20 protein-coding genes are annotated in these 25,388 nt (G+C 53.0%); 9 read left to right on the top strand and 11 right to left on the bottom strand.

Going from position 1 to position 25,388, the window contains the following annotated elements:
* The first annotated feature begins 335 nt into the window (after window positions 1-335).
* Window positions 336-1,109: an MBL fold metallo-hydrolase gene (locus tag SH527x_RS13815; protein WP_437191261.1), complete on the top strand. Its 774-nt coding sequence runs from the start codon at window positions 336-338 to the stop codon at window positions 1,107-1,109.
* Window positions 1,110-1,262: 153 nt separating this feature from the next.
* Window positions 1,263-1,799, top strand: a complete 537-nt coding sequence (locus tag SH527x_RS13810) for a hypothetical protein (RefSeq protein ID WP_437191260.1) — start codon at window positions 1,263-1,265, stop codon at window positions 1,797-1,799.
* A gap of 81 nt (window positions 1,800-1,880) precedes the next feature.
* Here the strand turns inward: SH527x_RS13810 and SH527x_RS13805 are convergent, their stop codons facing one another.
* Window positions 1,881-4,964, bottom strand: a complete 3,084-nt coding sequence (locus SH527x_RS13805) for an inverse autotransporter beta domain-containing protein (protein ID WP_437191259.1) — start codon at window positions 4,962-4,964, stop codon at window positions 1,881-1,883.
* 334 nt (window positions 4,965-5,298) lie between these two features.
* On the opposite strand from SH527x_RS13805, the gene SH527x_RS13800 reads away from it, so the two are divergent.
* Entirely contained in the window at window positions 5,299-5,826 is a 528-nt protein-coding gene (locus SH527x_RS13800) for a bis(5'-nucleosyl)-tetraphosphatase (RefSeq protein WP_437191258.1), read from the top strand.
* A gap of 229 nt (window positions 5,827-6,055) precedes the next feature.
* Window positions 6,056-6,766, top strand: a complete 711-nt coding sequence (locus SH527x_RS13795; RefSeq protein ID WP_437191257.1) for a zinc ribbon domain-containing protein — start codon at window positions 6,056-6,058, stop codon at window positions 6,764-6,766.
* A 124-nt stretch (window positions 6,767-6,890) separates the two neighbouring features.
* Here SH527x_RS13795 and SH527x_RS13790 read toward each other — a convergent pair whose 3' ends face one another.
* Complete coding sequence (locus SH527x_RS13790) at window positions 6,891-7,163, bottom strand: hypothetical protein (protein ID WP_437191256.1); 273 nt, start codon at window positions 7,161-7,163, stop codon at window positions 6,891-6,893.
* A gap of 336 nt (window positions 7,164-7,499) precedes the next feature.
* On the opposite strand from SH527x_RS13790, the gene SH527x_RS13785 reads away from it, so the two are divergent.
* Window positions 7,500-8,843, top strand: a complete 1,344-nt coding sequence (locus tag SH527x_RS13785) for a TlpA family protein disulfide reductase (protein ID WP_437191255.1) — start codon at window positions 7,500-7,502, stop codon at window positions 8,841-8,843.
* Window positions 8,844-9,015: 172 nt separating this feature from the next.
* Complete coding sequence (locus SH527x_RS13780; protein WP_437191254.1) at window positions 9,016-10,509, top strand: protein kinase domain-containing protein; 1,494 nt, start codon at window positions 9,016-9,018, stop codon at window positions 10,507-10,509.
* 15 nt (window positions 10,510-10,524) lie between these two features.
* On the opposite strand, the gene SH527x_RS13775 is transcribed toward SH527x_RS13780, so the two are convergent.
* Complete coding sequence (locus SH527x_RS13775; protein ID WP_437191253.1) at window positions 10,525-11,481, bottom strand: SDR family NAD(P)-dependent oxidoreductase; 957 nt, start codon at window positions 11,479-11,481, stop codon at window positions 10,525-10,527.
* Between the two features lie 566 nt (window positions 11,482-12,047).
* Here SH527x_RS13775 and SH527x_RS13770 point away from each other — a divergent pair.
* Window positions 12,048-13,157 (top strand): GTP-binding protein, encoded by a 1,110-nt coding sequence (locus SH527x_RS13770; RefSeq protein WP_437191252.1) that lies wholly within the window; start codon window positions 12,048-12,050, stop codon window positions 13,155-13,157.
* A 91-nt stretch (window positions 13,158-13,248) separates the two neighbouring features.
* On the opposite strand, the gene SH527x_RS13765 is transcribed toward SH527x_RS13770, so the two are convergent.
* The 7 genes from SH527x_RS13765 to panC all read right to left on the bottom strand — a co-directional run bounded on the left by SH527x_RS13765 (window position 13,249) and on the right by panC (window position 21,835).
* Window positions 13,249-16,560: an efflux RND transporter permease subunit gene (locus tag SH527x_RS13765; protein WP_437191251.1), complete on the bottom strand. Its 3,312-nt coding sequence runs from the start codon at window positions 16,558-16,560 to the stop codon at window positions 13,249-13,251.
* Window positions 16,557-17,957, bottom strand: coding sequence for an efflux RND transporter periplasmic adaptor subunit (locus tag SH527x_RS13760; protein WP_437191250.1), 1,401 nt, complete (start codon window positions 17,955-17,957; stop codon window positions 16,557-16,559). The genes SH527x_RS13765 and SH527x_RS13760 overlap by 4 nt, the downstream gene beginning before the upstream one ends.
* A gap of 31 nt (window positions 17,958-17,988) precedes the next feature.
* On the bottom strand, window positions 17,989-18,633 hold the full coding sequence (locus SH527x_RS13755; protein ID WP_437191249.1) for a TetR/AcrR family transcriptional regulator: 645 nt from the start codon (window positions 18,631-18,633) through the stop codon (window positions 17,989-17,991).
* Window positions 18,634-18,861: 228 nt separating this feature from the next.
* Window positions 18,862-19,332 carry a hypothetical protein gene (locus tag SH527x_RS13750; protein WP_437191248.1) on the bottom strand — a complete coding sequence of 157 codons (471 nt, stop codon included), beginning with the start codon at window positions 19,330-19,332 and terminating at the stop codon, window positions 18,862-18,864.
* Window positions 19,333-19,340: 8 nt separating this feature from the next.
* Window positions 19,341-19,478, bottom strand: a complete 138-nt coding sequence (locus SH527x_RS13745) for a hypothetical protein (protein ID WP_437191247.1) — start codon at window positions 19,476-19,478, stop codon at window positions 19,341-19,343.
* Between the two features lie 276 nt (window positions 19,479-19,754).
* On the bottom strand, window positions 19,755-20,858 hold the full coding sequence (locus tag SH527x_RS13740) for a prolipoprotein diacylglyceryl transferase (protein ID WP_437191246.1): 1,104 nt from the start codon (window positions 20,856-20,858) through the stop codon (window positions 19,755-19,757).
* Window positions 20,859-20,989: 131 nt separating this feature from the next.
* Entirely contained in the window at window positions 20,990-21,835 is an 846-nt protein-coding gene (gene panC / locus SH527x_RS13735) for a pantoate--beta-alanine ligase (RefSeq protein WP_437191245.1), read from the bottom strand.
* Between the two features lie 623 nt (window positions 21,836-22,458).
* Here panC and SH527x_RS13730 point away from each other — a divergent pair.
* Both SH527x_RS13730 and SH527x_RS13725 read left to right on the top strand, forming a co-directional pair.
* Window positions 22,459-23,271 (top strand): hypothetical protein, encoded by an 813-nt coding sequence (locus SH527x_RS13730; RefSeq protein WP_437191244.1) that lies wholly within the window; start codon window positions 22,459-22,461, stop codon window positions 23,269-23,271.
* Between the two features lie 152 nt (window positions 23,272-23,423).
* Window positions 23,424-24,359: a M28 family peptidase gene (locus SH527x_RS13725; protein WP_437191243.1), complete on the top strand. Its 936-nt coding sequence runs from the start codon at window positions 23,424-23,426 to the stop codon at window positions 24,357-24,359.
* Window positions 24,360-24,392: 33 nt separating this feature from the next.
* Here SH527x_RS13725 and SH527x_RS13720 read toward each other — a convergent pair whose 3' ends face one another.
* Window positions 24,393-25,211, bottom strand: coding sequence for a ParA family protein (locus SH527x_RS13720; protein ID WP_437191242.1), 819 nt, complete (start codon window positions 25,209-25,211; stop codon window positions 24,393-24,395).
* Window positions 25,212-25,388: the final 177 nt, after the last annotated feature.

The raw sequence follows: 25,388 nt of genomic DNA, 5'->3' as shown, positions 1-25,388 counted from the left end.
GCTCTGATCCGCGCTTCATGTCGATAACATGTTGGAAACCTGTTGAAAGACTGTGGAAAGCATGTTGATAATTCGGCGATAGGAACAGGTTGTCGGCGAGGTGGTCGAATTTACTAGTTAAAATGGCGGCGGGGATCGAGTCTCAACTTCATTCGGCTTATGGCAGGTTTGTACCGGGGAGCCTAGAATCGAAGTAATTGGACATTCGTTACCGGTTTAAGACCAGAGTTGAATGAGTCCCCCTTGTGGGATCTCCATTCAAGGGTTGCCTTTACGGGCACTCCTCGTCGACGCCGGGATACGAATTCGAAAAACGCTCCAGAAGGAAGTCTGCGATGAAAGTTCGACGTGAAATCTTTCCTCACGTCATCGAGATGAACCTGCAAGCGCGGCGGCGTCTCGGCTGTTGTGTTTATCTGGTTTACGATGCGAATGAATGGGCGCTTTTCGACATTGGATACGAAGACACACTGGATGACATTATCAACGAAATCCGACAGATGGATTTCCCGTTGTCTCAGTGCAAATATCTGGTGGCCACTCATGCGGACGTGGACCACACACAGGGTTTGAAACGAGCCAAAGAATTAATGCCACAGGCGATGGTTGTCGGTCACCCGACTGCGGCAAAATTGCTGGCTGAAGGCGAGCGGATCATGACCTACGCAGAGATTTCTGCGCAGGGGATTTCCATTGATCTGCCACCGGTGAACTTCGACGAAACCATCGATGAAGGCAGCAAGTTGCAGATCGGTGGATTGTCACTCGATGTCTGGCATACGCCTGGGCATGCTGTTGCTCAGCTGTCATTCCGACTCGGGAATCTGCTGTTCTCTGGCGACAACATTTATCGCGATGGGTGTGTCGGAAACATTGATGCCCATCACGGGTCAGATATTCCCGCCTTCATCAAGTCACTGGAACGGATCAGAGACAGCGATGTGGAATGGTTGTTGCCAAGTCATGGGCCGATCTTCCGCAAAGACAACGCCATGCTTCAGAAGACGATTGATCGTCTGACCGAATATCAGCACATGGCTGACTTCGGAACATGTGCTGTCGATTGGCCGTTGCTTGATGAATGGGACGAAGAACTCGCAAAAGGGTAATCGCTTTTGGTTGGCATGGAATTGTCTGGCCGCGAGACCGTGCGAATCGACATCAAAAGTGCTTTAATAGATGCAGTAGTCAGTTCTGAGGAATTGGCTGCTGCATTTTTTTGTGGATGGTCAACTTTCTTGTCAGCATGTGGAGTGGGCGACATGAACCGATGGCATTGGGGACTGCTGCTGGGGGTAATGGTCACATCTGTTCATGCTGCGGAACCGAATGGGAAGACGCCCCCTGTTCCTGCACAAGCGACAGTCGAACTCAATTCTGATGAGCAGAAGTTTGTGGAACTGCTGACGGCAGCCAAGCTTGTCGGCACCTTCACCAGCGATTCTCGGCCATCGTCACTGCGGCCAGAGCAGTACAACATTCTGACGGCTCGTAAGGTCAAAGACGCTGAATGGATTGTTGAAGCGAAGATGACCTATCAGAACGTCGAGATCCCGATTCCGATTCCGGTTCAGGTCTATTGGGCCGGCGATACACCGATGCTGCAGGTGACGAACCTGAGCATCCCTCTCCTCGGAGATGGCTTCTATGCACGCGTCCTCTTCTATCAGGATCGCTATGCTGGAACGTGGCAACATGGAAGTCAGGGGGGGCATCTGCAGGGGAAAATTGTGAAAGCAGATTCCCAGAAGCCGACTGAAGCAGAATCAGGACCTGAGAAAAAAACAAACACGAAATAGAGCGTTGGCTCCATTCCGTGTTTGTGATGAATGCAATCTGTTGATCAGCGGTGACACCTGCCCTCTGATTGAGAAGGCGGCCTAGTGGACCGAGACTCCGTTGATCAGCAGCGTTCCTCGGGCACCAGTCGCCGGGAGACTGTATGGGGTTGTTGCTCCAACAATCTCGTTGCTGACGGTCGAGATGAATGTCACGAATGGATCGGAGACGGCGGTCAGGTTTCCAATGGAAGACAAGACAATTCCGCGGTCTACAAATGTGCTTGCGTGAGACAGGTCGATCTTGTTGTTGTTAAGCACGAGTGTTGAGAGGTGTTCAACCGAATCGAACTGAATCCCGGTTGCTCCGCCGACATTGTCGACGATCAGGTTGCCTGAGACGTTCATCCCGGACGCCTTCATCAACTTGGAGCGAATCCCGATACCATTCAGGCCATTGAATGTGATGCCGTTCTGTGTCGCGTAGATCGTTGAAGTTGAGTTGACGTCGATATCGATCCCGATGCTGTTTGCACCGCCCAAGGTGATCGCGTTCTGCTGCATCTGAACGACAGCCTGATCGTTGGATGATCCGGTGACGAAGCGAATCCCGGTCTGACCAGCCTGGCTTCCCGTGATTTCGTTGCTGAGGAAGTAAGCTGCAATTGGCCCTGTCCAGTTCACAGAGGCACCGACAGCATTTGCTGTTGTCATGTTGAGCTTGTTGTTCTGGAAGCTGTAGGCCAGAGAAGCTCCTTCAGCACCAGCCAGTGATTCTGTCACGAAGAAGTTGCCGGCAACGTTTGTCGCTGTGTTGTTTGTGACCGACGCGGTGTATGTCCCGGTCTTGTCGACTCGATAGTGAATCCCTGTTCCAGAAGACAGTGCATTGTTGGAGAACTCGTTGCTGTACATCTGAAGCATTGTCAGATTCGTGGCGTCGACGAACATGTTGGCAGTCTGAGTGATATTCGATCCGACGATGATCAGGCTTTCCGCACCATCCACAAATGCAACTTTGCCGTTGTTGGTGAAGTCGACATTCTGCATCGCGACGCTCGGGCCGTTCTCCATGTAGATCGCGTTCGTCATCCCGGATATCGATCCGCCGGTTCCCAGGTTTCCTGTTCCATAGACCGCGAGCAAACCGGTTGTATCGACGAGCCTGACACCGTTTGTTGCATTGGTGGCAACAAGCTGAGTCAAAGCGATATTGATCCCGGAGTCTTCGACATCAATCGCAGTGGCATTCTTAGTGTTCATGTAACCGTTCTGAACAACCACACTTTCAGTGTCTCGTGAGTAGAAGGCAGCGGCCCCGTCTGTTTCGATATCAACTGCACCGAAACCGATCGCTCCTTCGTTTCCTTCAACAACAATCCCTGCCCCGCCAGTGGTGTTCCGGACGACGAGCTGCTCGACACCAACGATGCCGGGGGTTTTTGTTGTGATGTCATCGGCGACAGTCACTGTTCCACGGTCATCGACTTCAACAAGCGTTTCCAGATTGGTAACGCGGAATGCGGCATCGCCAGCATTCTTGACGATGGTTTGTCCAGTGAAGCTGATCAGCCCGAGTCCGCCGTCAACATGAACACCGTTCCCGGCGACGTTCTCGATATAAATGTTGTTCACTGTCAGCACGTCATCAATACCGACGATCTTGATCCCGTCGCTTCCCCCTCCAGAGATCTGGATATTGGAGAACGTTCCGGATTCGGTGTTCTCGACATAAATCGCTTCGTCAGTCGAGTTGAGAATCGCGACTTGTTCGACGACAAAGTTCTCAACATCCTTGGCAAGAATCCCGCGACCTGCTGCGTTCTCAATCTTGAATCCAGCCAGTCGGGAATTGTTTCCGATCGTGATGATGGCATCACTGGTTGGACCGGTGATGATCGGGGCAGCTCCAGTGCTGTCGCCACCTGGAAGATTGAATGAGCCGTATCGGGCGTCGCTCAGTGTGACGTCGGCACCTTCTCCGAAGAGATACTGGCCGTCGCCAATCACGATGTTTTCATTGAGCGTTGTGCCAGCATGAACATAGATAATGTCACCACCAGCATTCTGTGCGTCACCGACTGTGGCGTACGGATTGCCTTCCGTACCGTTTGTTGTTCCGCTGGCGGCTCCGACGTGCTGAACCACATACTGTGATCCGGTCAGAGGGTTGATGGCAGCGATTCCGGTTTCAAGCTGAGATTTCTTCGACACAATCACGTTGTAGTTACGTTGCACGTAGCGACGCAGTTGACCTTGCAGGTCGATGTCCGGCAGGCTGCGACTTCCGAACTGGAAGAAACCTCCGATGGCGACGTTGGTGCCAAATGTCTTGTCGTGTGTCAGCGATGTCAGCATGGTCAGAGACGGGGTGATATTTCCCTGAAGCTGAACCTGAACTCCGTTGATGTTCTCGACTCCATCACCATTGAATCCGTACCAGCCGGCAGTCACCTGAACCTGATGGTCCTGAGCAAAGTCGCCGGGAAGAAACATCTGTACGTTCAGGTCGAGACCAGACATGGCCTGGCCGGTTCGGCTGCGGACGTCGAACAGGATTTCGTTGCCATCGAATCGTGGGTTCAGAATGGATTGCTGCAGGATTTTGTTGGAATCTCCGACAGGGAAGTAAACGTTCCCGTAGGTTCCAAACATTTGGGTGCGTGCTTCCCAGCCAACTGACAGCTGGTGGAATGTTTCCCCACTCGTTGCATCGGCGTCGTAGAAGAAGTTGGCTCCAAACAGTGCTGTGTCGGTTGGATCGATGAATCGAAATCCCATACCGAGGTTGGCACCAAGGTCACCTTCTGTCGAAATGAACCCGCGCAGGTCTCCGAATAAGATGGCGCTTTCGGACATGACGTACGGGAACAACTCGATCGGGGCAATGCTGTCCGATCTCCCGAAGGTTTTAAGACCGATGAACCCGATACGCCCATCAATTCCGGCGCCGGTGGGGTTCTTTTCGACAGGACGCGCGTATGTCCCGCCAGAGGCGACCTGTTGACCTGGTTCAGGTTCAATGTCAGGAAACGCCAAAGCACCGGATTCGTCCTGCGCGTGGACTGGCGTGTCAGCCAATACAACAGCGAAACAGGTGATCAATACGAAGCACCGACTCAGAACCATGTTGGTCAGTCGGGGCAGCGAATGAAACCGATTGGAAGTTGGGGCAAGTCGCGGCATAACTTGTAATCAAGTTGAAGGTGACATTGAAATCCGCGTGCGGCCATTTCTGACCGAGCAGCGGGGTAGTAGTCCCCTTCGACTGATCGCAACAAGACGTTGCCGATGAAAATGGAGGAAAACGAATGTTTTGTGTACGAAATCGAATGAAATCGATTGAAGATCGGCAGTATTCGCCATCTGGAAGCAGTCTGAAGAGACCCCGAAATCGGCGAAATCTGCCGAAACATGGTACTGAACAACACTCGCAGAACGTCCAGAACTCTCATTGAGCGCCAGGTGCGTTATTGCCAGAATAGATGAATGAGTCGCGAATTTCGGGACTCAACTTTGTATGGCAATTGACGTTTCATGGCAGTACAGGCAGACAGGTCGAGTGGCCGCTCCTCGTCTTCCTGCTTCGATTAAGAGCGAAGATTTTATGGCAAAGAGCAAACAACCTCGATCCTGCGGCGTCATTCTGGTGTGCGGTGACCCCGTGAAATCATTTCTGCTGATGCGACATTCTGACCGCTGGGATCTTCCTAAGGGACATGTCGATCCTGGTGAGACAGACATCGAATGTGCGTTGCGGGAGATGGAAGAGGAAACCGGAATCAATCGCAGCCTCGTGCGGCTGGATGACGCGTTTCAATATATTCAGGAATATGAAGTGTCTGCTGCTCGTTATGGCGGAAAGAAAGAGCAGACATATCTGAAGACGCTGACGATCTTTCTCGCCCGGGTGGAGGATGAACACGAGATCAATCATACGGAGCATCTTGGAAGTGAATGGGTGTCCTGGAAGCCTCCTCACAGCATTCAAGGGAAGACGATTGATCCTTTGCTGAAACAGCTCGAAGCGCACTTTCAGGATCTCTGACCTGATTTTCGTTCATTGATTCAGAGATGATGAGGATGCGGAGATTGGAAAGTCATTCGAAATCTGCCAGACTGGATAGGTGTTCCTCATTTGAGGAATCCATCAAGGTTGATGTGTCTGCTATGGCGGTCACGTCGAGTCGGACGTCGCTGATTTTCGACTGATAGCCTGATGTAGAAGGGGCAAACGCCCCGGATTGCTCTTTTCAATTCGTCAACGGAGTGCCTTTATGGCGTCAGCAGGTGCGCAGTTCGGTCACCTTCATTCACTACATGTTCGACTTAAGGACATTCTTGATCAGTTGGGTAAAGGACCGCGCCAAATTAAGGTTCGTCAGACGCGAATTGCTGAAGCGGAGCAACAATTGGTTCTGCGTGAGCAGGAACTGAAGGACGCTCGAGCGGCTGTCGATCGCAAGAACCTCGATCTGAAGTCGAAAGAGTCGCACCTGCTCGATCTGCAAGGGAAGTTGAATACCGCGTCTTCCAACCGGGAATTCGACATCATCAAAGGGCAGATGGAAGCGGACCGCGTCGCTAAAGCGGTACTCGAAGACGAAATTCTTGAATGGCTAGATCGGGTCGATGCACGGTCAGCGGATGTCACTGCCACGAAGAAGCAGATTGTCGATCTGACCGAAGATCTGAAAGTGTATTCAGCGGAGTTTGATGTTAAAGCCGTTGAACTGCGCGATCGCGAGAATCACCTGCGAGCGAAAATCAAAGAAGTCGAAACAATCATTCCGAATGAACTGAAGGTACAGTACGACCGGCTGGTCGAAGCGTATGGCGCAGAAGCCATGGCCTCATCAGAAAACGGAATGTGCAATCAATGCTTTGTGTCACTCACGCCTCAACATCGCGTGCTGGTGAACAGTGGGAAATTGATGATTTGCAGCGTTTGCGGCCGCCTGCTTTATCCGGTTTCCAAGGAAGATTAGTCATCAGTTCACAATCGCTGGAACTGCTCTGAGACGAGTGTTGATGTCGTCACAATCTATTGGGTGGCGGTCAGTCTGATCGCCGCCCAATTTTTGTTTCAGGTGTCGTTTTCTGGGACCAGCGTTAGTCGGCATCCGCGAGCTGAACTCGTCCAATGACCGCATTCGGCTTCAGGATTATTCCAGGGTGGGCGGACTGTGTGATCAGGACACCATCGTGATCCGATTCGACACAGAATACGATTCCGTCGACGAGGATCTCAGCAATTCGTTCTCCTGTAATGACTTGCGAATCGACAGGGACGAGCCACGTAAGAAAACGGATGGGCAGGTCACCTGTCCCGAGGTCGGGGAGAGCCAGGGAGACAACGTTGGCTGAGAACGGATCTTGATTCATTTTGTAGAAATTGCTTAAAACCCAATTGTTGCAGTCTGAAACAACATCAGAGTGCACCCATTGTTGCGTGATATCGAGCGTGTGCGGACTTCAATTCAGTTGTTCCAGCTGAATTTGATGCGGACCAAATGCGTTCGCAGTGAAGTCTGTCCAATTGGGCCTCTCGTTAATCGTACGCCGTGTTCAGTCGATGTCATCAATGACGTTCACCATTTGGGGTGAAGAGTCGTAGACACAGTTCTCCGGGAACGGAGAACTGGAGACAGTGATCTGGAGACCGTGATACGGTGATTTTTTTGGGAACATGCTCACGGAAGAGCAAGGGAGAACGTCGTCATGTCGAAATGGATTTCGAATCGAGTACGGGCAGCCGGCACGAATTCCGCGTTTTCATCGCGCGCGACATGGGGGACGGTGACCTTGGGGCTCGCATTGGGCTTCGCAGGATGCGGGACGTCATCCGCTCCTGAGACGGCGGAATTTCAACCTGTCACTCCTGAAGCAGCACCAGTTGCACCGGAGCAGACGGAAATGCCAGCGGTGAAAGCAGTTCACCGCGGAGAGATTCAATTAACGGCTGCAACCAAAGAAGCGGCCCGCCCTGACCCTGATCCACAACCAGCCAAAGGGTCCGTGGAATGGCTTCTGAATGAGATCGCCAAGCTGCGCGTCTCTTCGGCAGAATCAAAAGGTGTCGTGACCAGTGCGACTCATACTGTCGTTGCTGGAACCACCGATTCAAGCGAGGACTCACTTCGCCGCAATCGAGCGATTGTGAAGCTCGCTTCAGAAGCGATTGTCAAAACATTCGATAAGCCGGGAATGACCGAGCAGTTCAATGCTGCGATCCTGTGTCTGTGCGATGCGCGGATGCAACTGGCCTCGGCTGGTGACGCTGATCAGGCTCAGAAACTGGCTGAAGACGCTGAGACATTATTCGAAAAAGATCCAACATCATTTGCCGCGATTGAATCAGCATCCCGTGTTCTGGAGCTGATTCAGAATATGGCGACTCGTTCTGAGCAACCAAGTCCGAAGTGGACTTTGGCCTACGCAAAAGAAGCTCAGAAGTTTGCAACGAATTTCCCGCAGGAAACAAATCGGGCGGCGATGAATCTGGTTCTCGCTGGTCAGATGTGTGAGAAGCTGCGATATGACAGCGAAGCAGAAACCTGTTACGCGTGGATTGAACAGACTTACTCGCAGACCCCGTATTTCCAACAGGTTGAAAGCTCATTGCGACGCTTGCGACTTCCAGGCGAGCATCTGGTCGAGTTCGGAGGAACACTCCTGAATGGAGGGTTTGTCTCAGCGAGCCAGTTGAAAGGTCAGATGGTTCTGGTGGCGTTCTGGACTTCAAACTCCGGTAAGTTTCAGGAAGACCTGCCACTGATTCAGACGGCACTCACCAAGCACGATGGACGCATCCGCGCTGTCGGTGTGAATATGGATCGTGATGAAGTCGCCGTCAGCCAGTTTGTTCAGCAGCACAAGCTCGACTGGCCGCAGATCTTCTTCTCCGATGCGGAAAAGCGTGGAGAGCAGAATCTAGTCGCTCGTCATTATGGAGTGAAAGACGTACCACAATATTGGCTGGTCGATCGTGATGGAATCGTCCGGAGCGTGAATGTCGACATCACTCAGCTTGAAGCGGATCTCGACAAGACTCTGACGAGATAGTGCAGCATTCCGCCAGCTGTTCAATCGTCTCCTGATGCTGTGACGACTATGATGTGGTTGTAAGGTTGAATCCGGGGCAAGTTCCCTGAGAAGCAACCTGGCGACGTTGTTGGAAGGACGGGCCTCCAATGACAGTATGCCACATCTCCTCTCTCACAGGGCAACTCGAATCATGCCGGACGCTGTCACTCCAAATGCAGGCAGTCTTGATTCGACAGAGTCAGTTCAAGGTGCAGTCGCGTGTGTTGGTCAGACAGCACCCGACTTTGCACTGGAATTTGTGATCTCTGGTGTCGATCAGGTGCAGCTTGTCCGTCGCCAGGAGTTCGCTGGCCGTTGGCTCATTTTGCTTTTCTACCCTCGTGATTTTTCTTTCGTCTGCCCGACCGAACTGACCGCATTCAGCGCGCGGCTTGAAGACTTTCAGCAACGCGACTGCGAGATACTCGGGATCAGTAGCGACTCTGTTGAGATGCACCGGGAATGGCTGAACACACCACCGGCTGATGGCGGATTGGGACCACTTCGCTTTCCGCTGGGAGCGGATGTCACTGGTCAAGTTGCCCGTCAGTACGGTGTCTGGGATGCGAAGAATCAGGTTGCGTTACGCGGTCTGTTTATCATCGATCCTGAAGGAACCCTGCAGTATACAGTCGTGCAGAATCTGAGCGTGGGGCGGAACACGGACGAGACGCTTCGAGTCCTGGATGCGGTGCAGGCAGGTGGTCTTTGCCCGGCGGGCTGGACCAGCGCGGACGGCCAGTTTGATGCCGAAGCATTGTTGCGACCGGGGACCGCGCTCGGGCATTATCGTATTCGTTCACAACTTGGCTCCGGCTCTTTCGGGAATGTCTTTGAAGCCTGGGATACGCGACTGGAGCGTGTCGTTGCCTTGAAGGTGCTTCATTCACAAGGGATTGATGCCCGATCTGAAGCAATTCTTGAAGCGCGTTCCGCAGCCAGATTGAACCATCCGAACGTCTGTACGATTTATGCTGTGGATGAAGTCGACGGCATGCCCATCATTACGATGGAACGACTGCACGGGGTTCCGCTCGCTGATCTGCTGGGGAATGGCCCGTTGGAGCGACATCGGTTCCTTCGTCTGGCAACGGGAATGGCATCCGGGATTCTTGCTGCTCACCAGCAGGGCGTGCTGCATGGAGATTTGAAACCGGCGAACATCGTAATCACCGACGATGGTCAGCCGAAGATTCTGGACTTTGGATTAGCGAGAAGCAATCGCCAACCTGTTACGGAATCGGTCAAGAAAACGCAGACGCATCCAGTTGCTGCTTCGGCGAATCCCGACAACACCATGATCATGGTCGCGGGGGATCAGGCTGAAGCTGCGACGATTTCTGGCACACCGGCTTACATGTCCCCGGAACAGGCATCTGGACAGACGGCCGGCCCGGCTGCGGATGTTTTTGCCCTGGGGTTAATCTTCTTTGAGATGATCACCGGACGTCGGGCGATGCCGGACAAGTCGCCACTCTCCATTCTCCTGAAGTTACGTCAGGAGAATCTGGCAGCCAGTTTGCTTGGAGACATTCCGGTCGAGTGGCAATCACTCATTGTGCCGATGCTCGCACCTGATCAGGCAGATCGCTCTACAATGACGCAGGTGCTTCAGCAACTTCAAGAGGCAGAGGCCGCCTACTAGATTCCTCCAGCATTCCTACAACTGGTCAGCAAACCAGCTGACAGTCTGTTGCAGACCGCTTTTGAATTCGACCAGCGGGCTCCAGTTCAGCACGGTCTTCGCCTTGTCCCAGGCAACGAGATTGGAACGCAAATCCCCTGCTCGTTCTGGCCCGCGACCAAGTTCTGGAACCTCTGTCGAGATTCCTCGTGCGTGAAGAATGTCTATGCAGGACTGGCGTACTTGTGTCGCCAGTTCATTGACGTCGGTGCCGATTCCAGTGCCGATATTGATCGGTTCGAAACCAGACTGATTCAGTTGCAGTGCCGCCAGATTCGCTCGGACGACATCGGAGACATGGACGTAATCGCGGACGTACTTCCCGTCGCCGTTGATTGTCGCTGATTGTCCACGCAGTAAGCGTGTGCAGAAGATGGCGACCACTCCTGCTTCGCCATGTGGATTCTGTCGTTCTCCGTAGACGTTGGCATAACGGAGAGCGACGGATGAAAGTCCGTGTTCACGATGGAAGAACTTGAGGTATTGTTCTCCGCCCCACTTACTGATGCCGTATGGCGAAACTGGCTGAGCAGGTGTTTCTTCTCCGGCTGGAGATGTCGCTTCGCCGTAGAGGACCCCTCCAGATGAAGCGAAGACCATCCGCTTCGTTCCGACCGCGACAGCGGCAGAAGCGACATTGATCAGCCCAAGAAGGTTGACCTCTGCGTCGAAGCCCGGCTCTCGAACCGAACGACTGACGGACATTTGTGCCGCCTGATGGCTCACGGCGTCAGGGCGGAACTCTGCGAATGCGTCTGCAACTTGTTGTGAATTGCGAATGTCAATCTGAAAGAACTTCGCGGTTGCCGGGACATTTGAGCTGCTGCCAGAAGACAGATCGTCGATGACTGCCACCTGATGTCCTGCTTTCAACAGGGCGTCAGTGAGATGACTTCCAATAAATCCGGCGCCTCCGGTGACCAGAACTCTCATGTCTTGCTTTCTTCACACTGGCTTGAAGGCCGGATTCGTTACGTTAATCAGTCGATGAACTTGCGACTCACCGCGAAGATAATGAGCATCAGCACAGGTTTCGCCAAGATGGATACTGTGATTCCAACCCTGATAGATCGGTTCAGGCCGCCCTGTTTTGGTGTGCCGTTGACCGTCGTTTCAATTTGTTTATTCGCTTCAGAGTATTGTTGCGATCGACGTTTTCCAGATCAATTGCTCAACACTGTTCAGAGACGCTGGAGGATTGCAGTAAAAATTGGCGTAAAAGATTCCGATGGGAGCGAGAAAAGTTCACAGAAAGATGATCTAATGATCGCAAGATTATTGTTGAGTCGGCGAAGGTCAACGGAATCGAGCAGATTTCAAGCTGTTCCGACGAAGGCCGCCATCTGTCGAGCAGCACTGCCTTGTGAAGGCTGTGTGGCTTGGTAGAAATCCATCCTGCGAACTCTTGCTGGTTGATTTTCTAAAACAGATTATGCGGTGATTGAAACGCCGGTTGCTGCTATTTGATAGAGCGAGTTGCTGACGAAAGAACTGAAATTATGGCTCATCGCATTCGTTTCATTCTGCTCGGTGGATTTCTTGGTGCCGGAAAAACGACCACACTGGGGCGGCTCGCCAAGCACTATACCGATCAGGGGTTGAACGTCGGGATCGTGACAAACGATCAGGCAACGGATCTGGTCGATACCAATTCATTGCGGTCACAGGGGTTTGATGTCGGCGAAGTTGCCGGAGCCTGCTTCTGCTGCAATTTCAACGAGCTGATCGGCACGATGGAAAAGCTGTCGGCTAGTGAGCGTCCAGACGTCATCCTCGCCGAACCTGTGGGAAGCTGTACGGATCTTGTTGCGACCGTCATTCAGCCGATCAAGCAGATGTTTGATGCGGATTTCAGCATTGCTCCTTATGGGGTCATTCTGAAGCCAAGTCACGGCATTCGTATTCTGAAGAACGAACAACAGGCGGGCTTCTCTCCGAAAGCCGCATACATTCTTTCCAAGCAGCTGGAAGAAGCCGATCTGATTCTGGTGAATCGGATCGATGAACTGAACGAACGAGAACTGGCAGAGATCACACAGCTTTGCGAGCAGCAGTATCCTAACACTCCATTGCTGCGAATCTCGGCAAAGGAAGGGGCTGGCATCGATCAACTTGTCGAGTTTCTGGCTCAGGACGGGGATTTCGGCCGCAAGATCCTCGACATCGATTACGACATCTATGCCGATGGGGAAGCCGAGCTGGGATGGCTCAACAGCAGCTTAACCGTCGAATCAGAAAATGAATTCTTTCTCGATGACTTCCTGCTGGGCGTGGTCTATCAGCTGCAGGGGAAACTCAAGGCAGCTCAATACGAGCCAGCGCACCTGAAAACGATTGGCCTGTGGGAAGGCTTCTTCGGTGTCGCCAACCTGATCAGCAGCGACACTCGGGTTGAGCTTTCATTGCCATCAAATTGCGATGTGAAGAAAGCCGAAGTGATTGTGAACGCCCGAGTCGCCTGTGACCCGGCCGAGCTGCAGGAACTGGTGAAAGAGGCCGTTGAAGAAGTGGCCGAATTGCTGCAAGTGAAGGCAACCTTCCGGCAGACACAGAGCTTCCGTCCAGGTCGCCCGACACCGACACACCGTCTTGCGACTCCAGTGTCGTAATGTTGAGTTGCTGAAATTAAAAAGACGCTCCACTTCAGTGATGAGGTGGGGCGTCTTTTTCGTTGGTCCAGTGTCGAACCCGTTATCGGGCTTATGCGTTGCCTGAAGTCTCTGCCAGGTCTCGGAGGGCGAATTCTTTGGCTTCCCGATCGAATCGACCTGTAATCTGAGCGTGCAGCAGGTAAAACGTCGGAACAAAGATCAGCACGAGGAAGGTTGTCAGTGCCAGTCCGAAACAGATACTGACTGCCATTGGGATCAGAATCTGAGCCTGAGCTGATGTCTCTAGAATGAGAGGGAAAAGTCCCGCGATTGTTGTGACTGAGGTCAACAGGATCGGTCGGAGACGACGCACACCTGATTCAAGAATAGCGTCGCGAATTGGACTTCCTTCTTTGACCTTCTGGTTGATGAAGTCGACGAGCACAATGGAATCGTTGACCACAATGCCTGTCAGCGTCACCAGTCCAAAGAGACTGAACAACGTAAGCGGCATCCCCATCATGGCGTGTCCGGCAATCGCACCTGCGAGTGCAAAGGGAATGATTGCCAGAATCAACAGGGGCTGGAAGTAGGAATTGAACTGGAGTGTCAGCAACACAAACATTGCGACAAGGGCGACGGCCATCCCCACGAGAAGACTCTGGACGGATTCCTCTGTCTGTTCCTGTTGCCCTTCCCAGCGGACATCCACACCCGGCAATTCTTCGAACAGCTTGGGCATGAAATCGCTTTTCAGAGTACGAACGATATCGCTCGCATTGGCAATGCCTTCGTCCACGTCTGCCGAGATCGTGATTGAACGTCGCTGGTTCACACGGTTCACTTCAGAATAACTGCGATCAATTGTCACGTCGGCCAGTTCCGTCAACGGACGTTCGACTCCGTCATTCCCGCGAATTCGAATTTGATCGAACTCCGTTAATGATCGGCGTTCATCCCGGGGATAGCGGACCATCAACTTGACTTCATGCCGACCTCGTTGAAGCCGCATCACTTCTTCGCCGTAGTACGACCCGCGAACCGTCTGGGCGAGTGTCTGCAACGGGACGCCCATCGCGATGGCATCCTCTTTGATCTTCAACTGGAATTCCCATTTGCCGGGGCGGGAATCGTCACGGACATCGAACACGCCATTAAACTCGTTAAGTCTGGCTTTGACTCGCTCAACGGCCGTTTCCAGATCGTCCATGTTTTCTGCATTCGCCAGCAGTTTGAATTCAATCGGCGTGCCACCGGGACCCATCGCTGATGCCCCAAAGATGACACTTTCTGCTCCTGGAAACTCACCTGCTGCGGTACGCCATTCACTGAGAATCTGTTCGCTGTGAACATTTCTCTTCGTCACATCCCGCAATTGGGCCGTCACTGCTCCGATGTGAGAGCCGCTGGATTCCGTCGCAGTACCAGGTCCTTGTGGAATCGTGACATATCCGACCGACCGGCGTGTCAGGTGAAGAATCGGCTCATTCTGATCGCGATACTTGGCATGGATACGCTGAATCGCTTCTTCCAGTTTCAGTGTTGCAGCATCCGCGACCGAAGTGGGGGTCCCATCCGGGAAGGCAATGTTTGCTTCAATTGTGTTGGAATCGACCTTGGGGAAGATATTGAACTGAACGATTCCGCCTTTGACGAGTGAGAAGGCCAGCATCAGGATGACCACGCCAACACTTAATGTGACGCCAGGGAATTTCACAGCACGATACAAGAGCGGCAAGTACATCGTGTTTGAGAACACCTGCATCGAGTAGTCGGTTGCTTTGTTGAGCCGGTCAACACCCTTCGAGATGCGGCGAACTGGATAGGCGAACAGTTCCAGTACTGCCCCGGTTGCGAGAAGGACCAGGCCAATTGTCCAACGGAAAGGGAATGAAATTCGGCTGTTGAACCGTCTCATCGACGCTAAAGGGCCAGACTCTTCCCCTGCATGTGATTCATGAGCAAGGTGGCACGGCAGAACGAAAATTGCTTCGAAAAGCGAGAAGAGCAGTGTCGCAATCATCGTCAGCGGCATCACTGCAATGAATTTTCCCATCACCCCGGACACGAATGCGAGCGGCATGAAGGCGATGATCGTTGTGGCAACTGATGACACGACCGCGCCGGCCACTTCCTGAGTTCCATCAATCGCTGCTTGAACAGGCGATTTTCCCATCATCCGGTGTGAGTGAATATTTTCACTGATCACGATGGAGTCGTCGACGACAATTCCTAGCGCCATGACGAACGTAAACGTTGTCAGCATGTTGAGTGTGTCGCCATTGAAATACAGAACAGCGCACGCTCCAAGAATACTGATCGGGATGCCGAAGGCGACCCACCATGAGAGTCGCAGATTCATGAACAACGACAGTGTGACCACAACGAGAATCAGCCCTTGTACTCCGTTTTCAGACAGAAGTTTCAGGCGATCGCGGACTTCGACAGAGCGGTCTGACCAGGTGATCAGTTCATACCCTGCAGGCATTTTCTTTGCGTTCACATAGGCATGAACTTCGTCAGTCAACGCCAGCAAGTCTTCCGTCTTCGAACGCTCAATGGTGATCGCCATCCCCGGCTTACCATTGATACGTGTGAAAATGTCGACATCGACGAATTCGTCACGGACGGTTCCCAGGTCGGCGACTGTCAGGACGACTCCGTTGGCGTCGGTGATTAACGGCAGTTTCTCGATCTCGGTGCCGACGTTCCCTTTGTTTTTGCTTTTAACAAGGATGTCCTGCCCGGATGTGCGAATGGTCCCTGCTGGAAGTTCGAGGTTCTCGGAACGGATGATGTCGGCAACCTGACTGAGTGTCAGGCCATGCCGGCGCAACGTCTCTTCACTGATCTCAACATCGATTTCGAAGTCTTTGGCTCCGACAATCTTGGCGATCGACACTGTTGGAAGGCGGGTGAGTTCATCGCGGATCGCCTCTGCGACTTCGCGCAATCGCCATTCAGAGAGTTCATTCTGTTCGTCATCTGGTCCGACGATTCCCACGGTGATGGCCGCATCCCGCAGGGTGATCTGTTCGACTTCAGGATCTTCAGCCAGAAGTGGAAAACTGGGAATCCGGTCCACTTCAGAACGGACCTCGTTGACGATCCGTTGTGGGTCGACGTCGGTTCGCAACTCAAGAATGACGGCGCCCACGCCCTCTTTGGCTACGGAGGTCTGCTTCTTGATGCCGTCGATGGAACGAACAGCCTCTTCAATTTTCTGGCAGATCCCTTCTTCGACCTCATCTGGACTCGCCCCTGGATAGGGAACCGTCACCAGTACGATTTCCAGATCAAACTCAGGGAACACTTCCCTGCGCATGTTGAAAAGACCGAAGAGACCGATGAAGACAACCGCCAGCATCAGCGTATTCATGGCAGGCGTGTTAAGAATCGCCCAGCGAATGAGTGAGTTCATCTGCCTGCGACCTTTGAAGCTGAGGCCGCTTTATCAACGCGAATTGACATGCCATCCAAAGGGGCCACAAGCGGAGTGATGACGACTTCATCGCCTTCCTGAAGGCCCTCCGGCTTCACTGGAGTCAGGACGTGACCATCGGTCAGCGAGATCTCTTTCAGTGCGACAATCTTCAGTTTGTCATCTCGAACACAGTAAACCTGATTTCCTGGTTGTACGGCAACTTCTGGAATGGAAAGCAATGTCTGTCCGGGATTGGTATGCAGAACGACGCGGACAAACATCCCGCGGACGAGTGCTCTTGGGCCAGCGTATTCGGTGTCAGAAACCGATTTGATTTTCTCGCGAGGATTCTCAACAAGAATGCGGCAAGGGACGGTTCTGGTACGTTCATCCAGTCCGATCCCTTCGAAGCGAATCAACTTGCCCTCCCAGCGAACGTCTCCAAGCTTGGAACGGTATGTGACCGTCGCCTGAGTCAGCGGCAGTTCATAATCGAGGGAATGACTAAGTGCATCGTTGGCTGAAATCTCATTGCCTGAACTTGGTGTCCCGGCCGCTGGTGCCTGCCTCAGTACCCATTCGAGTTCTTCCATTCGCAGACTACAGCGCACCTCGGCGGCGGAGGTGTCATCGATTGCAAACAGTGATGTCCCCGGTTGCACAAAACTGTTTTGTTCAACCGATTCTGTGACGATGACGCCATCGATTGGTGCCCGAATCGATGCCTTCTCGACATTGAGTTCGGCCTGCTTCAGTTTTGTCGCAGATAAACTGCGCGCACTTTGCAGACGTGCTCGACTGGCTTCCAGCTTTCTGGATTGGTTCTGGAGAGACAGTGTGGAATTTCGGGCACTCATCTCCATGCGACGTGCTTCATCAACGGCTGTTTCGCTGCTGGCACTTTGTTGATGCAGAGCCAGAATACGTCGTAGTTCGCGCTGCCGGAGTAATGTCTCCTCATGGGCAATATCAAGCAGAGCGTCGACATTCTGAAGGTCGACATCCAGTTCCTGTAATGCCGCGTCTCCTTGTTTAACCTCTTCAGTCAGACGCTCGACTTCGAGTCGATAATCTCGCGAATCGATTTCGACGAGAAGTGTTCCTGCTTTCACGAACCGCCCTGCCCGACACTCAGGTGCTTTCATCGTGACCATGCCGGCAACCTCGGCCGACATGGTGATTTCACGATGCGGCACAACACTGCCATCGAGTTGAATGTCGAGGGAATGAGGATGAACGGTGACCGGGACTGTTTCCACTAATGGAATCACGTCCTTGATCTCCGTTTTCTCCGGGTCTTTCTTTTGACTGCTGATCGCGGAATATGCGACAACGCCGCCTGCCACGATTGCGACAGGTAAGACAAGTCGGATGAGTTCCAGAAGGATCTTCATATAAGTAGTTGCTCTCGCATGGAGGCAGAAATTACGAATCGTTCGAGGAAGCGAAATGCATTCCTCTGAACGAAGCTAGCATGACTTCTGTGATGTGGTCGGCCAGTTGAGTCGGTGAAAAGTGATTTTCCAGCGCATCAACCGGTACAAGCATTCGAACGATGGGATTTCCCAGTTTGTAGTACAGACATTGTCCCACAACGCTGAATGCGAACTGTTGAAGTTTCCAGTCTGGTGTTCCAGCAGGAGCGAGTGCTGCGATGGTTTTGACCAGCATTTCGTGTTGCGGCCGGATGAAATCTTCGGCCAATTCCCTGCCGATGTCCGATGGTTGGATGTGTTCACGCATTAACAGGCGCATGTACCACGGCAACGATTGGACAGCGAGAAGGCGCTGCATGAGTGCATGGACGATGAGTCGCAACTGGGACTCAGGAGGCGTATCGGCCGACCATTCTGGAAACGGAACTTGTTGAATACAGAACTCGTGAGCAAAACGAATTGTCTCGCGATAAAGCCGCTCTTTATCTCCAAAATGATAATTGATCGACGCGAGATTCACATTGGCCTGGCTGCTGATTTCGCGGATCGTCGCGCGTTCATATCCGTGTTCGGCGAAGATTGCTCCTGCCGTTTTCAAGATGCGATCGCGTGTTCCATCTTCGCGTTGAGCCATGTGGCAACCTGAACGTTTGTTTCAAACAAATGTATGAGGTGCGGCAACTGCGAGCAAGATAAATTAATGAACGTTCGGGAAGACTCTGGCAATTGAGAGAGGTCTGAGATCCACGCCTGATTATGCTTTCGAATCAAAGCAGGTCAGAAAACAATTTTCAGTACAGGGGTTGCACAACGGCTCCGCGGAATTCGTTCGACACGTTGCCAAGCGACGCCGAACAAGGCTCTAGCGTGAGAAAGTGCTTTCGGGGCCAGTGAATGAGAGTTCTTCGACGCTTTTGTCTTCGAAGAATGCAGGAATCGTTGGCAGGTGTAATTCTTTTGAGAATGACTTTCCGGCCTGATTTCTGTTCGAGACAGGGCGTCTGGTTGGTCTGTTCGCCTTGGATTCTGGATCCAGTTCTTGAGGGCCGACCTGGCTGGTCCGGCGCGGGAACGTCAGGTCGAATCCAAACCAGGGCATCGGAGAGTCGCTGCTCATACTGAACCAGCTTCGTCCCATTTCACATCCTGGTGCCAGCAACAAGATCAGCAGCAGTGAACAGCGTGCGAATTTGCGGCGGACTCCTCGGAATGGCAGCGCTTTCACGGCTGTCGTCACGATGGTTGCAGAGTTCTCTTGTTCAAACGCACTTCCCGGTGCCCGCGAGATCACGGGAACGGAGTGGGAAGCCGAGACTGTCTCTTGAATTCGCATAGGGACGCTTACTCCTCACCAAGCTCAGATTGTTGAGGGAGCCCATGCGACCGGGAGAGCGGGTTGGAACGTTGAATGGCGCTGCAACTGGCCATCACAATGGCGAGCAGTGTGCAGAGGATTGCCAAGAGATGTCTTTTTTCCATGCCCGCCTCCTGCGGTTGGAAACAGAAGTCAACGTATCCGCCCTGACCTTCCATGGCCGAGGACATTGATCGACAACTGACCTGAGTCTGAAGGAACATCCAGTCTGGCCGTTGAGTCACGTCGCCGGTGCGTTTCCGCTGCGCTGTGAAAACAACCGCCCTGTTTGATTCGTGTTTTTCTGTAGTGATAACGATGGCATCTGCGATACGGAAACAGTTCTGAGTCCGGTTCACAATGCGAGCGGAAATTAGCATTCCCGCGATTTCGCGGAAACATCAATTCTTCGCAGGAACGCTTTGCGGCGAATTTGGAGGCGGGAGCGGCAATGTTCGCGGAAGATTTCGCCCTGCAGGTCCTCGGAATTTCCCGCTCCACAGCAGTACGAGACCCAGTGCGAAGATGCCGATCGAATACTTCTGAGAGATCGTCAGCCCGATCGGACCCTGACCCATTTCGTCTGATCGCAGAAACTCAATGAAGAATCGCGTGATGGAATACAGCAGGCACCCCAGAGCCAGTCCGTCTCCAGAATGCTTCCGATACCAGTAGAAAACGGCCGTGACAAACGCCAGCAGAAACCCATCGATGGAACTGTAAATCTGCGTTGGATGCAGCGGCATGGTTGCGAGTGCGTTTTCGGCCAGGAATCCACGGGAGGCAATGATGTCGTAAGTGGTTGTGCCGATCGGAAATGAAATTCCCCAGGGAAGATCACATCGATCCCCAAAGCAGCATCCATTCAACAGGCAGCCAATGCGTCCGAACCCGACACCAATGAAAACACCGGGAATCAGCAGGTCGGCGAACTCCAGAACGCTCAGTTTTTTAATATAGAAGTACGCGGCCATCCCGAGTCCTCCGCCGACGAGGGCACCAATCAGAACCAGTCCCCCTTCCGAGAGATTGATGGTGCGAAACAGAGCATCAGGTAACGAAATTCCTGGTGGGTAAACGGAATGGCGGTATTGAATCAGAAAGGCGAGGCGTCCCCCGATCACACCGGAGATGACAATCCAGAAGGCGGAGTCGTAGATCAGATCAGGATTGATTCGAACCGTCTGTGCGCGCCAGATTGTGAACGCGATGGCACAGGTGACACCCAGCAGAACCATGGCTCCGTAGCCAAAGACCGGGACAGTGCTGGGGACAATTGGCAACTTATGAAGCAGGCTGATGATCAGCAGACCAACGACACCCTGAATCCAGAATGCAGCCTGTTTGATTTCATTCGTGCGGCCACTCAGCAGATGCCAGAGCAGGAACGCGGTATAAAGCGCGATCCAGACCCAGCAGGCTCCGAGGACAGGAAACTGATTCGGGAATGGAGTCCACCCGATCCAGGGAGTGTCGAGGGCGATTCGAAATAGTGTTTGACGCATCGTGTTCTGCCTCATTGGGGAGGCGTTGAAGTCAAAGCAAGTTCGGAAAGTTCAGGGAACGTATATTGGCAGTGAATCTGGGAAGCAGGTTGGAAATCGAGGTGCGGTTGTCGTTGAAAGACAGGTCGCGATTACAGGCGAATCGTCAAGTGATCGATCAACCGAGTTTTTCCCACAAAGGCGGCAATCAACCCGACCATTTCCGCCTGCTTTGCCTGCAATTCCTGTAACGTGGCAGGATCTCGAATGACAGCGTACTGCACATCGACTCCCGGGGTCGATTCCAATTCCCGACGCATCTGCGTTTCCGCTTCCCTGACATCGACCGAACCGGATTTCAACAGGGATTCCGCGAGACGCAACGACCGTGAGAGTGCCAGTGCGGTTTGTCGTTCCTCTGCCGAGAGGTACACGTTCCGGCTGCTCATCGCCAGACCGTCCGGTTCGCGAATCGTTTTGCACACGACGATCTCGATGGGCATGTCGAGATCGGCGACCATCTTGCGGATGACCGACTGTTGCTGGAAGTCTTTCGATCCAAAGCAGGCAACGTCCGGTTGCACGATGTTGAACAGTTTAGCGACAACCGTGGTGACCCCGCGGAAATGGCCCGGCCGAAATTCCCCTTCCAGCATGGATGAAATGCCGTCGACGGTGACCCAGGTGTTGAAGTTGTCTGGGTAAAGTGAGTCGATATTTGGGGTGAATACACAATCCACTCCGGCCGCTTCACACGCCGCCAGATCAGCTTCGATCGGCCGAGGGTAACGGCTCAGGTCTTCGTGAGGGGCAAATTGGGTCGGGTTCACGAAGATCGTGACGATGGAATACTCCACACGTTTTCGACATTCATGAACAAGACTGATATGCCCAGAATGCAGGGCTCCCATTGTGGGAACGCACCCGATCTGGCAGCCACGCTGCCGAGCGGCGCGAACCAGCCTGCGAACTTCACTGATGTCGCTCGTGACTTCCACGTTTCAATCCTTGACAGATCTCAGAATTCTTAATGGACTCTTGAAAGAGACGTCGTTCGCTTTCAAGGATGGAACAACGGTCTCCCCCAGTAACGGAGTCAAAGCATCAGGGAGGACGCATTCATCGGAGACCTCATCCGCTCCCTTTTCGACCTGTTTGGCGAAAATAGGCACCTGCGTCAGTTTGCCTCTCAGCAGAGTACACGATCAGGTGAAGGGCGTGAAACGACTGCCGGAACGTGTGCAATCCCGTCTGAATTTGCCTCCGATGATTGCCGCTGTTTCCCTGTGAGGCTGTTCAATCTTCTCCATTTTACGGGTTCGACCGTTAGAGAACGATTCCGAATCGAGCCGTCATATTCGAAAAATGGCAGGGATATTTTGATTTGGAACGCAGTCTGACCGAGAAGACTTGAACAGAATCCTTCATCGCCGACGAGTTCGAAGACGACCCCGCAAGGCTTTAGGATTCAGGAGAGATGTGACAGAGACTTTGTCACATTGAATTGTGATTCGGGATTTTCAAGGACTTCAGTCTGGTCCTACAGAATCCCTGCCGGTAATATTGTTGCGATACATTTGTTCATTGGTTTTGCCGCCGTTTTTTATTGTTCAAGGACAACATGTCATCCATGTCGACTCCTGAAATCGAGACAGAAGACCAACTTGTCGTTCGTGCACAGCGTGCTCTCAGCAGCTGTAACTGGGAAATTGGCGAATGTGCGTCCCAATGGACTCAGCGCTATTCCCGAGGACGGACCGATGCCGATTTTGGTCAGCTCATTGGGTTGAGTGGAGATCAGGTTTATCAACGTCGTCGCGTCTGGGAAACCTTTGCCGACGTACATGCCAACTATCCCAATTTGAAATGGTCCCACTTTTACGTGGTGATCAATTGGGAAGACGCGGCGGAATGTCTGCAATGGGCGAACGACATGGAAGCGACTGTCGCGGAAATGAAGGCCTGGCGGCGTGCGCAACATGGCGAAGATTTGAGTGAAGATGCGTCCGATGAAGCCCCGTTCGGGCTGGCCGACGCGTTCATCACTCCCGGGGTCGGAATGGTTCAGGATCCGGAAGCCTTTGTTCGCGAAGGCCGTGGTGGAGACTATTCTTCTGTTCCGTTTGAAGCGGATTCCGATCGTCCTTCCATGGCAATGTCAGCAGCCCGAGAAATCGGTGGTGCTGGGCAGGGTGAGTACACTCCGTTTGCCAAAGGGGCTCGCGGGGATGCGAATCAAGGGGGAGAATCTGCCCCGCGCGAGGAACTCAGCTCAGAACAGATCGTGAAGAAGGCTGCGATCAGTGTTGAACGTGTGGTCTCGACACTGACTCCCTCAGTGCTGGAAGACTTCACCAGTTTACCTGCTCCGCTGCAACAGCGTCTGTTGACTGCCATTGAGAACTTGCAGGATCGTCTGGCGTCATTCGCTTGATGTGAACTTTGATCTCGTGTCGTTTTTAAGATGCTTCTGACAAGTGGCATCCATGCGGAAAACGCATTCGATTTGTTTGAACGCGGCTTGCGAGTTGAGATCGACGCATCCGGGAGGTATGGTCAGGCAACCGATCCAAACTTGGAGTTGCTGTGACCAGACGACTTGTTGCATTCATTCTTAGCCTCCAGCTGCTGTCTGCGATTAGCTTTGCACAAAAGCCTGCTGTTTCATCATTTGATGGACAGCGGGCTTTTTCGTATCTGGAATCGATCTGTGCTCTCGGTCCCCGAATTTCCGGGACCCCGCAGATGACGCAGCAGCAGGAATTGATCACTGCGCACTTCACGAAATTAGGGGCGACAGTTCAGTATCAGGATTTTGACGTTCCACACCCACTGTCTGGTGGGCCTGTGCGAATGAGGAACATCGTGATCAGCTGGAAGCCCGACGCACCGGAACGTCTGTTGTTGTGCTGTCACTACGACACTCGACCCAAGCCGGACCGCGAACCGAATGCAGCGCATCGAGAGCTGCCATTTATTGGAGCGAATGACGGCGCCAGTGGTGTCGCGTTGATGATGGAACTGGGGAACCAGATTGCGACGTTGCCGACGAAGCCAGCTGTCGATTTTGTGATTTTCGATGGCGAAGAACTGGTCTATGCCCAGACCGATAAATACTTCCACGGCTCAGAGTATTTTGCCAAGGCGTATCGAGATGCGCCCGCCGGTAGCCCGCGCTATCGGGAGGGGGTTCTGCTGGATATGGTGGCTGGCAAGAATGCGACCTTCTTCTATGAAGGAAACAGTCTGAAATACGCCCCGGAAGTCACGAGAAAAGTGTGGGATACCGCTCGGCGAGCCGGTGTCAGAGAGTTCGTTGCCCGACGCAAACATGAAGTGCTCGACGATCACATTCCGTTGAATACAATCGCCAAGATTCCCACCTGTGACGTCATCGATTTCGATTATCCGCACTGGCATTTGCGAAACGACATTCCGGCAGCATGTTCGGCGACCACATTAACGAAAGTGGGGCGTGTCGTTTCACTGTGGGTGGAAACGCACGCCCCGAAAGTTCCGTAGTCGATTCGCAGAGTTGATCGCGATCGAATGGTGCTAAGCTGCTCGCGTCATGTTGAGGCTTGCTTCTGCCGCAATCACTTCGCTGACCAGGTTGGTGTAGTCCTGTGAACCAGTTGATCCCTGTGCATAGTCAAAGATCGCTTGCCCGTGACTTGGTGCTTCTGCGAGCTTGATGTTGCGGCGAATTCGTGACTGGAAGACTTTGGCGGATGCCCACGGAGCGTGCGGATCGCTGTTGTTCAGGAACATCATCAGGTCGTCGGTCACGTCCCCGGCGAGTCGTGTTCCGGTTTCATACAGACAGAGCATGATTCCGGTGACTTTCAGGTTTCGATTGAGGCGACGTGCAACCAGCGCGGTGGTTTCAAAGAGCTTGGAAAGCCCTTGCAGAGCGAAAAAGTGTGGCTGTAACGGAATGAAGACTTCTGACGCCGCAGAGAGTGAGTTGATCGTCAGGACACCCAGAGATGGTGGGCAGTCCATGATGATGTAGTCATAAGCTTCGTACGCACCGCTGGCCTGCAGGGCGTTACGCAACACGAACTCTCGGTTCTGTGCGTCAACAAGTTCGAGCTCAGTTGCTGCCAAATCCAGGTCGGCTGGGGCCAGCCACAGGTTTGGCGCGACCATTTGTGAGATGTCGCTGAATGTGCGTGTTCCGGTGAAAACCTGATAGACAGAGTGTGCGCCGCTGGCAACTTCCACTCCAAGGTGCAGAGATGCGTGAGCCTGTGGGTCGAGGTCGATCAGGCAGACTTTCTTCCCCTGTCGAGCCAGACCTGCCGCGAGATTGACGCTGGAGGTCGTTTTCCCGACACCTCCCTTTTGATTCATGACGGCAATCGTTCGCATCTCTCAACCTCTTGTCTGATCTGCTTTTGCGAAGGTGATCTTTCAGTTGCAGCGTCCTGCTGCCGGTCTGAAACTTCAATATTTCTGGCCCACTGGTTTGTGGGTGAAGTCACCTGATACACTTTGCTGGCCCTGTTAAGGGGGCGGAAGTATACCGCTGTCAGATTTTCAACGATA

The organism is Planctomicrobium limosum (assembly GCF_051465645.1).
Lineage (GTDB): Bacteria > Planctomycetota > Planctomycetia > Planctomycetales > Planctomycetaceae > Planctomicrobium.
The sequence above is the reverse complement of the archived record's forward strand: the minus strand, read 5'-3'. Positions and strand labels throughout refer to the sequence as shown.